The organism is Alkalihalophilus lindianensis (assembly GCF_032843265.1).
Classification (GTDB): domain Bacteria; phylum Bacillota; class Bacilli; order Bacillales; family Bacillaceae_D; genus Alkalihalophilus; species Alkalihalophilus lindianensis.
In genome coordinates this window covers 1-238 of sequence record NZ_JAWJBA010000994.1, presented here as the reverse complement: position 1 = coordinate 238, position 238 = coordinate 1, and the positions used below count along the sequence as shown (strand labels likewise).

The 238-nt window shown below is 56.7% G+C and carries 1 protein-coding gene; it reads right to left on the bottom strand.

The window, feature by feature from the left end; translation table 11 throughout:
* Positions 1-238 (bottom strand): hypothetical protein (locus tag RYX56_RS25105; protein ID WP_317124481.1); only part of this gene is annotated, 238 nt, incomplete at both ends.

Below are 238 nucleotides of genomic sequence, written 5' to 3'. Positions count from 1 at the left end.
GCTTGCGCCTGAGGCCGCGAAGAAGGCAGCCAATCCGAGGCGTCCGATGATGCTCTGACAGTTTAGCCCGATCATCGGCGTCAGAAATTCGATGCCGAGATAGAAGATCGGAACTGAGAGCAGGAGCAGCAGTAGTGGCTTCTCTTCGTGACCGAGCATAAAGGATGGAACCTTTTCTCTCAGGTTGAGAAGGTTGGCCATGCCGTAGAGGCTGATGCCCAGGGTCAGACCGAGGGCC